The organism is Herminiimonas sp. CN, assembly GCF_000622895.1.
Classification (GTDB): domain Bacteria; phylum Pseudomonadota; class Gammaproteobacteria; order Burkholderiales; family Burkholderiaceae_D; genus AVCC01.
Genome location: NZ_AVCC01000097.1, coordinates 1 through 11119, shown reverse-complemented (window position 1 = coordinate 11119; position 11119 = coordinate 1). Strand labels below are relative to the sequence as shown.

Below are 11119 nucleotides of genomic sequence, written 5' to 3'. Positions count from 1 at the left end.
ATCAGATCGCCATGGCAACGGCTGCGCAATGGTTTTGTCCGGTTTTGCCCGTTTGCAAGCGAAGATGTGTGCTGCAAGCATGCATCGGAGCACCCAGCTTCAGAGACTGAAAGTATGCGCGGCCAAATAGCCTAATGATTTCAAGCGCTTAACGATTGAATCAATGGTCAACTGCTTTTACTGAGTTTATCGGCCTGTGGCGTTAAAATAGCGCCCTGCCCGCTGCCGGATGCCAGCCACCCTGTCTGCAGCCGGGCTTATCTCAGGTTTATACAGAATACGGAATACGGTTATGTTGCGATTGAACGAAGTGAAGCTCCCCCTGGACCATGCGGCAGGCGACATCGAGGCCGCCATCCTGGCGCGACTGGACATTCCAAAGGCGATGCTGGTCAGCTACACGGTGTTCAAGCGCAGCTACGATGCCCGCAAGAAAAGCGCGATCGTGCTGATTTATTCGCTCGACGTAGTCACTACGGACGACGCCGCGATCCTGCAGCGCATGCAGAAAGACAGCCATGTCGGCATCACACCCGATACCGATTACCATTTCGTCACCCAGGCCGGCACCGTCAAAACGCGGCCGGTGGTGATCGGCACCGGCCCCTGCGGCCTGTTTGCCGGACTGATCCTGGCGCAGATGGGTTTCAATCCGATCATCCTGGAGCGCGGCAAGACGGTGCGCGAACGCACCAAGGACACCTGGGGCCTGTGGCGCAAAGGCGTGCTGAATCCGGAGTCGAACGTGCAATTCGGCGAAGGCGGCGCCGGCACCTTCTCGGACGGCAAGCTGTACAGCCAGATCAAGGACCCGAAACATTACGGTCGCAAGGTCCTGACCGAATTCGTCAAAGCCGGCGCGCCGGCAGAGATCATGTATGTCAGCAAGCCGCACATCGGCACCTTCCGCCTGGTCAAGATGGTGGAGCAGATGCGCGCCACCATTGAAGCGCTGGGCGGCACCATCCGCTTCCAGAGCAAGGTCGAGGACATCGAGATCGAAAATGGCCAGGTGCAGGGCGTGCTGCTGGCCGGCGGCGAACGCATCGAGACCCGACATGTGGTGCTGGCGATCGGCCACAGCGCCCGCGACACCTTCGAGATGCTGCACCGGCGCGGCGTGTATGTGGAAGCGAAGCCGTTTTCGATCGGTTTCCGGGTCGAGCATCCGCAGTCGCTGATCGACCAGTGCCGCTTCGGCCCGAATGCCGGCCATCCGATATTGGGCGCAGCCGATTACAAGCTGGTGCACCACAGCGCCAACGGCCGTGCGGTGTACAGCTTTTGCATGTGCCCGGGAGGCACCGTGGTGGCGGCCACTTCGGAACCGGGCCGGGTGGTCACCAACGGCATGAGCCAGTATTCGCGCAACGAGCGCAACGCCAACAGCGCGATCGTGGTCGGCGTCACGCCGGAAGATTATCCGGGCGATCCGCTGGCCGGGATCGCGTTCCAGCGCCATTGGGAGTCGCGCGCGTTCGAACTCGGCGGCGGCGCCTATCATGCGCCCGGCCAACTGGTAGGCGACTTTGTCGCCGGCCGTGCCTCGAGCGAATTTGGCAGCGTGCTGCCATCCTACAAGCCGGGCGTGCATCTGGGCGACCTCGCCACCGCCATCCCCGACTACGCGACCGCAGCGATGCGCGAAGCCTTTCCCGCTTTCGACAAGCAGATCAAGGGCTTTGCGATGCACGACGCGCTGCTGACCGGGGTCGAGACCCGCACTTCGTCGCCGATCCGCATCAAGCGCCGCGACGACGATTTGCAGAGCCTGAATACCCGAGGACTGTTTCCGGCCGGCGAAGGCGCCGGTTACGCCGGCGGCATCCTGTCGGCGGCAGTAGACGGCATCCGCGTGGCCGAAGCACTGGCGCTGAGCATCAACCAGGGTACCTGAACGTATTTTTGCGAATATTTTATACTGTGCATGGTATTTTCAAGTGACGCATATTTTATGTGCTGCAGTCGCATAAAAACAACCATACTCCCTCATCATACGAGAATTCGGAAATATCTAATCGTCGCTGGCGCCGTCTATCCCCAGTTCCTGGATCTTGCGGGTGATGGTGTTGCGGCCGATTCCGAGCCGCACTGCCGCATCGTTCTTGCGTCCATGCGTATGCTTGAGCGCAGCCCGGATCAGCACCGATTCGAACTGGCGGCCCAGCACCTCCATGACTTCCGGCCGCTCGGAGGCCAGCAGGCTGGCCGCTTCCGACTCCAGCAAAATCTGCCAGCAGGTCGCGCCTTCTGCCGCCGGCAGGCTGGGCAATGCGACCGGATGCGCAGGGGCCGGCGCCAAGTCGGCGACCGACCGTTCGACAGCCGGTAGGCCGGCAGCAGGAACAATCGCATCCACCGGGTAACTGACCAGATCGGGCGGCAAATCCTTGACCTCGACCGTTTGCCCCGGCGCCATCACGGTGATCCAGTTGCACAGATTCTCCAGCTGGCGCACGTTGCCGGGCAATTCCAGCCCGCTCAGGAACCGCATCGCCGGCTCCGACATCCGTTTGGCTTCCACCCCCAGCTGTTTGGCGCTTTGCGCCAGAAAGTAGCGGGTCAGCAACGGAATGTCTTCGCGCCGCTCGCGCAAACTGGGCAGCCGCAGCCGGATCACGTTCAGGCGATGGTACAGATCCTCGCGAAACAGCCCGTCCCTGACGCGCTGCTCCAGATTCTGATGGGTGGCCGCGATCACGCGCACGTTGGCCTTCTGCGGCTGATGGCCGCCGACCCGGTAGAAGTGGCCGTCCGACAGCACCCGCAACAGGCGCGTTTGCAGATCGAACGGCATGTCGCCGATCTCGTCCAGGAACAGCGTGCCGCCCTCCGCTTGCTCGAAGCGGCCGCGGCGCGAAGTCTGGGCCCCGGTAAACGCGCCGCGCTCGTGGCCGAACAGTTCGGACTCCAGCAAATCCTTCGGTATCGCCGCGGTATTCAGGGCGATGAAGGGCTGCGCCGCGCGCGGGCTGTGCTTGTGCAGCGCGCGCGCCACCAGCTCCTTGCCGGAGCCGGATTCGCCGGTAATCAACACCGTCACGTTCGATTGCGCCAGCCGGCCGATGGCGCGAAACACGTCCTGCATCGCCGGCGCCTGGCCGAGGATTTCCGGCGTTTCGCTCATCGCTTGGGGAACGCTGGCCTCGCGCAAGCTTTCTTCCAGCGCGCGCCGGATCAGTTCGATCGCCTTCTCCAGATCGAACGGCTTGGCCAGGTATTCGAAGGCGCCGCCCTGAAACGCCGCGACCGCAGAATCCAGGTCCGAGAACGCGGTCATAATGATCACCGGCAAACCCGGATATTTGGCCTTCACGGTCTGCAGCAGTTCCAGCCCGGATGCGCCCGGCATCCGGATGTCCGACACCAGCACTTGCGGCGTCCCGGCCTCCAGCGCGGCGATCGCATCACGCGCGTTGGAGAAGCTCCTGGTGCTCAGGTTTTCACGCGCCAGCGCCTTTTCCAGCACCCAGCGTATCGATTCGTCGTCGTCAACAATCCAGATCGGCTTCATGGTTTCTTGTAGTTCCCGCGTTATGGCAGTGACGCTCGTTGTGTGGCAGACGCCATCGCCACGGCATCATGGCAGCGGCAGCAGCATTCTGAAATCGGTATATCCCGGCCGGCTTTCGCATTCGATCACGCCCAGATGCTGCTGCACGAAGGTTTGCGCCAGCGTCAGCCCCAATCCGCTACCGCCATCCCGGCCCGACACCAGCGGGAAGAAAATGCGGTCCTGGATTTCCGGCGGGATGCCCGGTCCGTTATCGATGATATGCAAGTCTAATGCCAGCCTGTAGCGCACCTTGGCCAGAGTGACCTGGCGCAGGATGCGGGTCTTGATGGTCAACTCGGCGTCGCCGGCCAGAATCCGCTCCGACAGCGCGTGTGCGGCATTGTGTGCAATGTTCAGCACCGCTTGAATCAGCTGTTCCTTGTCGCCCCGGAATTCCGGGATCGACAGATCGTAGTCGCGCTTGATGCGCAAGCCGAGCGGAAATTCGGCCACGATCAGGCTGCGCACCCGTTCGCACACTTCGTGGATATTCACGTCGCCGACGATATGCGGACGCCGGTGCGGCGCCAGCAAACGGTCCACCAGGGTTTGCAGGCGATCGGCTTCCTTGATGATGACTTGCGTGTATTCGCGCAATTCCCTGAGCTGCCGCTCGGGCAGTTCCAGCTCCAGCAATTGCGCGGCGCCGCGAATGCCGCCCAGCGGGTTCTTGATTTCGTGCGCCAGATTGCGGATCAGTTCCTTGTTGGCCTGGCTCTGGTCGATCATCCGCTCTTCCCGGTCCAGCTTGAGCTGCTGCACGTTTTCGCGCAGCTCGATCAATACCGGCATCTCGGCGCTGTCGAGCGCGGTGATGATGCTGTCCACGCACAAGGGCTCGCGCCCGTTGCGCTGCAGCGTCAGGTCCTGGCGCTTGTCGGAGAACTGGTGCGCACAAGCCTGCCGGAATACCGCCTCCAGCTCTGCACCATTGACGAACAGAGCCTCCAAGGCCTGCCCCATGAGGGTGCGGGATGCGCTTTCCAATAAATTTTCGGCCGCCGGATTGACATAGGTGATGCAACCCTGCGCGTCGAGCACGATCACGGCCGACGACAACAGATCCAGACCATGCAATGCAATTAACGGAGTTTTCACATGTGCCTCAAAAAACCAGGGCCGCATTGCAGCGGCCCTGGAATATCCACTGCAGCCCGCAAACAGGCAGGCACGCATCCGGGCATTATTTCATGTTGCCGATTTCACGATTCAACGCTTCCACATTGCGCTCCGAACGGTGAATGTTTTCCTGCATTTCCTTGACCCGTTCCTGGTACTTGGCATAGTTGCGCTCGCTGCCCAGGCGCTCCGGCTGGCCGTTGTTGTACTCTTTTTTCAGGCTATCCAGTTTCTGCTGCTCGGCCTTCAACTCTTTTTGCAGAATCTGCCTGCGATCGTTGTCGCGCTCTTTTTGCGTATTGCCATCCACCTTCGGGAAATCGGCCGGGGTGGCGGGAGCCGGTTTCCCGCCCGAAACCGCCGCCGGCGCTTTTACCGGCGGTGCAGCGAAAGTGGTGATGCCGGGCAGATCAATTTTTTTGCAGCCCTTGGTGGCGCCGGTATTCTTGTATTCCTTTTTGCCATTTTCATCGATGCACAGATACACCTCGGACTGCGCATGTGCATATCCGATTGCTGCGGCACACAGAGTCAATGCGCGCATCAGTGCGACAAATTGCTGTTTCATAAACCCTTTTTCTGAAGCGATTCAAAACGCCTGTTAGTTTATGACAAGTACCCATGCAATACAAACGACTGCCGCCCGGTGTGCGCTCTTGCAACCGCCGCTCTTGCAACCATACCTCATTACGAAACAGGCGGGCAGCGCCTAAGCCCTGCCCGCCTGCTGTCTGCCAACCCGCGCCTTGCGCCGCGTGTTATGCCGAGTAGTACATGTCGAATTCGACCGGATGCGTGGTCATGCGCATGCGCTGCACTTCCTGCATTTTCAGTTCGAGGTAGGCATCAATCATGCTGTCGCTGAACACGCCGCCGCGGGTCAGGAATTCGCGATCCTGGTTCAGCGCTTCCAGCGCCTGCTCGAGCGAGGAGCAAACGGTCGGGATCAGCGCATCTTCCTCCGGCGGCAAATGGTACAGATCCTTGGTCGCTGCTTCGCCCGGATGAATCTTGTTCTGCACCCCGTCCAGGCCAGCCATCAGCAGCGCGGCAAAGCACAGGTACGGATTGGCCAGAGGATCCGGGAAGCGCGCTTCGACCCGGCGTCCCTTCGGATTTGCCACATGCGGAATACGGATCGAAGCGGAGCGGTTGCGGGCCGAATACGCCAGCTTGACCGGTGCTTCATATCCTGGAACCAGGCGCTTGTAGGAGTTGGTGCCGGGATTGGTGATCGCGTTCAACGCGCGCGCATGCTTGATGATGCCGCCGATATAGTACAGCGCGAAATCCGACAAGCCGGCATAGCCGTCGCCGGCGAACAGGTTCTTGCCGTCTTTCCAGACCGACTGGTGCACATGCATGCCGGAGCCATTGTCGCCAACGATAGGCTTCGGCATGAAGGTCGCGGTCTTGCCATAGGTGTGGGCAACGTTCCAGATCACGTATTTCATGTTCTGGGTCCAGTCGGCGCGCTCGACCAGGGTCGAGAACTTGGTGCCGATTTCATTCTGGCCGGCGCCGGCGACTTCGTGGTGATGCACTTCAACCGGAATCCCGAGCGACTCCAGGATCAGGCACATTTCCGAACGCATGTCCTGGAAACTGTCGACCGGCGGCACCGGGAAATAGCCGCCCTTGACGGCCGGACGGTGGCCGGTGTTGCCGCCTTCGAGCTTGGCGCCGGTCGACCAGGACGCTTCTTCCGAATCGATCTTGACGAAACAGCCGGACATGTCGACGCCCCAGCGCACACCGTCAAAAATGAAGAATTCCGGTTCCGGACCGAAGTAGGCGGTATCGCCCAGGCCGGAGGATTTCAGATAGGCTTCGGCGCGCTTGGCGATCGAGCGCGGATCGCGGTCGTAGCCCTTGCCGTCGGATGGTTCGATCACATCGCACTGCATGAACAATGTGGTTTCTTCCATGAACGGATCGATATTGGCAGTTGCCGGATCGGGCATCAGCAACATGTCGGAGGCTTCGATGCCTTTCCAACCGGCGACCGAGGAGCCGTCGAAAGCGTGGCCGGACTCGAATTTATCCATATCGAAATGGGATACCGGAACCGTCACGTGCTGCTCTTTACCCTTTGTATCTGCAAAGCGGAAATCGACGAATTTGACTTCGTTGTCTTTCGCCATCTTCAAGACTTCTGCGGCTGTCATTGCCATGCGAAACTCCTCAAATAGAGCTAAAAATAATTCGAATTAGTTATTGAGCCAACGTGTCCGGCCCTGTGGTGCAAATTTACGTACAGATAAATCCTAGTGCGACCAGAACTCAGCGGAGGATGATAGCAGATTCCATGCCATGCACTTCCGCTCTGGCAGATATAAATCGAGCCGACTTCGCATCGTATTTTGGCCTGATAACAGGCGATTTCCCTCATGCCACCTCCGGACTAAACTCACCATATTGGTGCACTAAAAGTATTAAGCACTTTTTTGGTGCAGAAAAAGTAAAAATATTCTATTTTGCATCGGAATAGTGCGTGCATCTCACGACAGATTCGCGTCATCGAACGCCATGCATGGCGTTTCACGCACTATAATTGTCGAATTGATGATGCAAGCGAGGTCGAACATGAATCCCCATGACACCCTTGCCGTCGCCAGAGAGCGCGGCACCGAGCAATCACTTCCCTACGCCGGCTCTGTTACACCGCAAGAAGCGTTCGCCTTGTTGCAGGCAAACATCAAAATCAAACTGATCGATGTGCGCACGAATGCCGAACGCGACTGGGTCGGAAAGGTCGACATCAACGACATCCAGCATGCAGCGGTGCAGTGGAACACCTATCCGGGCGGTGTCCCGAACCCGGATTTTCTGGCCCAGCTGGAACATGTGGCAAGCAAGGATAGTATTTTGCTGTTTTTGTGTCGTTCCGGTGTGCGCTCCCGACATGCGGCCAAACTTGCCACTGAAAACGGCTACCTGCACTGCTTCGATATCCTGGAGGGCTTCGAAGGCAACAAGAACGCAGATGGCCATCGCAAAACGGTCGGCGGCTGGTGCCATGCCGAACTGCCCTGGACCGGCGCCTGATTGGGTGCGGCAAGGTTTGATTCGGAAATCGGGCACAGGGATTTCCGTATCGAAACGCGCAAGCCGGTATCGCCGGTCCGGTTTTCGCCTCTGTTCGCCTGTGTCACAGTCGCCCTCGTGGTATCTTGTTTTAAAAAGCCGCGTTCGATCCAGCCGACATCAACGCCAGTACCGATGCATGAGATGCCATGACTGAAAAATTTATACCGATTACGGATTACCGCAACCTGAATAGTGTGCCGGTGATACCGCAGGTGCTTGAAGCACCGAACGGCATGTTGCGCGACACGCTGGCGCGCCCGCTGCATGACCTGCGCATTTCCGTGACCGATCACTGCAATTTCCGCTGCGTGTATTGCATGCCGAAGGAAGTGTTCGACAAGGATTATGCATTCCTGCCGCATAGCGCATTGCTGACTTTTGAAGAAATCACCCGCCTGGCCGCCATCTTCGTCGCCCACGGAGTCGAAAAAATCAGGCTGACCGGCGGTGAGCCGCTGCTGCGCAAGAACATCGAGCGCCTGATCGGCATGCTCAGCAGTCTGCGCACGCCCGATGGCCGCGAACTGGACCTGACACTGACCACCAACGGCTCGCTGCTGGCGAAAAAAGCCCGACTATTGAGGGATGCCGGCTTGAAGCGCGTCACGGTATCGCTCGATGCGCTCGACGATGCGGTATTCAAGCGCATGAACGATGTCGATTTTCCGGTGACCGATGTGCTGGCAGGCATCGACGCAGCGCACCAGGCCGGACTGGGCCCGATCAAGATCAACATGGTGGTCAAGCGCGGCATGAACGAGCAGGAAATCCTGCCGATGGCGCGCCACTTCAAGGGCTCGCCCTACATTCTGCGCTTCATCGAATACATGGATGTCGGCGCCTCCAACGGCTGGAAGATGGATGAGGTGATCCCGTCGGCCGAGGTAATGCGGCGCATCGATGCCGAACTGCCGCTGCAGCAAGTCGCGCCCAATTATCAGGGCGAGACCGCCGGGCGCTGGCGCTATCAGGATGGCGGTGGTGAAATCGGCCTGATTTCCAGCGTCACGCAAGCGTTCTGCCACGACTGCAACCGCGCCAGACTATCGACCGAAGGCAAGATCTACACCTGCCTGTTCGCCGGCTCGGGGCACGATTTTCGCGCCCTGCTGCGCAGCAACCGCAGCGATCATGAAATATCCAATGCGGTGGCGCAGATTTGGCGGGGACGCGCCGACCGCTATTCGGAACTGCGCAGCGCCAATACATCCGAGCTGCCGTCGGCGACCAGAAAGGTCGAGATGTCGTATATCGGCGGCTGATCGGCAAGCACATGCAGACGACCTTGAATTTACCCGATCGGATTTCGGCATGATTAAGCAGGAAGACATTGGCGGCCTGATCCTGGCTGGCGGCCGCGGTTCCCGCATGGGCCATGTGGATAAGGGCTTGCAGCCGTTTCGCGGCGCGCCGATGGCGCTGCATGTGATGCTGCGCCTGTCGCCGCAAGTGGGCGACCTGATGATCAACGCAAACCAGAACCTGGCGCCGTACGAAGGCTTCGGGGTGCCGGTATGGCCGGATGAATTCGGCGATTTTGCCGGGCCGCTGGCCGGCCTGCAGACCGGCCTGAACCATTGCATCACGCCCTATCTGGTCACTGCGCCTTGCGATACGCCGTTCCTGCCGACCGATCTGGTGGCGCGCCTGTCGGCCGCGCTGCAAGCCGCGGATGCCGACCTGGCAGTCGCAGTTACCGGCGCAGGCCCAACCCGCCAGCCGCACCCGGTGTTTTGCCTGCTGAAGACTTCCCTGCTGCCGCAATTGACCGGCTACTTGCAAAACGGCGGCCGCAAGGTCGATGGCTGGTATGCCGATCTGAAAACCGTCGAAGCGCAATTCGAAGATGAAACGGCCTTCCGCAACATCAACACGCTGGAAGAATTGCGCAAGTACGAACCCTTCTAAGCCCTGCCCCCCCATCCACAACAGGCGGCCGCCACTTTAAGCCGCCAACTTTTACTGCCATCAACTTGCCATGACCGAAACCGCCCTGTCCGACGTTGTCAGCTGCCTGTCCGATTACGACCCCAACGCGCTGCCGGTTGCGCTCGCGCAACAGATCATCCGCAGCTTCATCCAGCCGGTAAATGCGATTGAAAAAGTCACGATCCGCGCCGCGCTCGACCGCGTGCTGGCCGCCGACATCGTTTCGCCGATCAATGTCCCGGCGCATGACAATTCGGCCATGGACGGCTACGCCTTGCGCGGTGGCGATCTGGTGGCAGATACCGCCCTGACCTTGCGCATCATCGGCACCGCCTACGCCGGTCGCGCATTTGACGGCGCGGTCGGCAACGGCGAATGCGTGCGCATCATGACCGGTGGCGTGATGCCGGACGGCTGCGATACCGTGGTGCCGCAGGAATTTACCCAGGATGCCAGCGATGCCAGCGTCACTCTGCCGGCCGGTGTGGTCAGGGCCGGCGACAACCGCCGCCTGAAGGGCGAAGACCTGACAGCCGGGCGGGCGGCATTACAGAAGGGCAAGATACTGCGTCCCGCCGACCTCGGCCTGCTGGCCTCGCTCGGGATTGCCGAAGCGCCGGTACAGCGCCGCCTGCGGGTGGCGTTCTTTTCCACCGGCGACGAACTGCGCTCGGTCGGCGAGCCGCTGGATGCCGGCTGCGTCTATGACAGCAATCGTTACACTCTGTACGGCATGCTGACCCGGCTCGGCTGCGACCTAATCGACATGGGCGTGGTCGGGGATGAGCCAGCCGCGCTGGAAACGGCTTTTCGCAGCGCGTGCGAAAACGCCGACGCCGTCATCACATCAGGCGGCGTCTCGGTCGGTGCAGCCGACTACACCAAGCAAATGATGGCGCAGCTGGGCGATGTCGCATTCTGGACCATCGGCATGCGCCCGGGCCGCCCAATGGCTTTCGGCCGCATCAATTCCGGTGGCAGAAGCGCAATCCTGTTCGGACTGCCCGGCAATCCGGTCGCGGTGATGGTGACGTTCTACTTCCTGGTGCGCGACGCGCTGCTGCACATGATGGGGGCCAGCCCGGCACCGCTGCCGCTGCTGCGCGCCAGTTCGCAGGCGGCGATTCGCAAAAAACCCGGCCGTACCGAATACCAGCGCGGCATCCTGTCAACCGACGCCAGCGGACAACCGCAGGTGCGCATCACCGGCAGCCAGGGCTCCGGCATCCTGCGCTCGATGTCGGAAGCGAATTGCATGGTGGTGCTGCATCACGGGCAAGGCAATGTGGCGGCGGGAGCACCGGTCGATGTCATGCCGTTCGAGGGTTTGCTGTAAAGATTGTGCGGCCGCCGTTTGCGCACTCCGGCAATGATTGATACATAGCCATGTATGACAAAAAATAGGCTATGTCGCAGTTTCCTGTT

General features: G+C 60.2%; 9 protein-coding genes. 5 read left to right on the top strand and 4 right to left on the bottom strand.

Annotated elements, in window-relative coordinates:
- Positions 1-292 precede the first annotated feature (292 nt).
- Entirely contained in the window at positions 293-1897 is a 1605-nt protein-coding gene (locus HMCN_RS0115535) for an NAD(P)/FAD-dependent oxidoreductase (protein WP_025918242.1), read from the top strand.
- Positions 1898-2014: 117 nt separating this feature from the next.
- Here HMCN_RS0115535 and ntrC read toward each other — a convergent pair whose 3' ends face one another.
- The 4 genes from ntrC to glnA all read right to left on the bottom strand — a co-directional run bounded on the left by ntrC (position 2015) and on the right by glnA (position 6849).
- A complete protein-coding gene (gene ntrC, locus HMCN_RS0115530) occupies positions 2015-3514 on the bottom strand; it encodes a nitrogen regulation protein NR(I) (RefSeq protein WP_025918241.1) in 1500 nt (499 codons plus the stop codon).
- Between the two features lie 66 nt (positions 3515-3580).
- Complete coding sequence (gene glnL / locus HMCN_RS0115525; protein WP_193366424.1) at positions 3581-4681, bottom strand: nitrogen regulation protein NR(II); 1101 nt, start codon at positions 4679-4681, stop codon at positions 3581-3583.
- A 58-nt stretch (positions 4682-4739) separates the two neighbouring features.
- Positions 4740-5243, bottom strand: a complete 504-nt coding sequence (locus tag HMCN_RS0115520) for a DUF4124 domain-containing protein (protein ID WP_025918239.1) — start codon at positions 5241-5243, stop codon at positions 4740-4742.
- 190 nt (positions 5244-5433) lie between these two features.
- Entirely contained in the window at positions 5434-6849 is a 1416-nt protein-coding gene (gene glnA, locus HMCN_RS0115515; RefSeq protein WP_025918238.1) for a type I glutamate--ammonia ligase, read from the bottom strand.
- 412 nt (positions 6850-7261) lie between these two features.
- Between glnA and HMCN_RS0115510 the strand changes: the two genes are divergently transcribed.
- The 4 genes from HMCN_RS0115510 to glp all read left to right on the top strand — a co-directional run bounded on the left by HMCN_RS0115510 (position 7262) and on the right by glp (position 11030).
- Positions 7262-7723: a rhodanese-like domain-containing protein gene (locus HMCN_RS0115510; protein WP_025918237.1), complete on the top strand. Its 462-nt coding sequence runs from the start codon at positions 7262-7264 to the stop codon at positions 7721-7723.
- 188 nt (positions 7724-7911) lie between these two features.
- A complete protein-coding gene (gene moaA, locus HMCN_RS0115505; protein ID WP_025918236.1) occupies positions 7912-9027 on the top strand; it encodes a GTP 3',8-cyclase MoaA in 1116 nt (371 codons plus the stop codon).
- A gap of 49 nt (positions 9028-9076) precedes the next feature.
- A complete protein-coding gene (mobA, locus tag HMCN_RS0115500; protein ID WP_025918235.1) occupies positions 9077-9673 on the top strand; it encodes a molybdenum cofactor guanylyltransferase MobA in 597 nt (198 codons plus the stop codon).
- 70 nt (positions 9674-9743) lie between these two features.
- Positions 9744-11030, top strand: coding sequence for a gephyrin-like molybdotransferase Glp (gene glp / locus HMCN_RS0115495; RefSeq protein WP_025918234.1), 1287 nt, complete (start codon positions 9744-9746; stop codon positions 11028-11030).
- Positions 11031-11119: the final 89 nt, after the last annotated feature.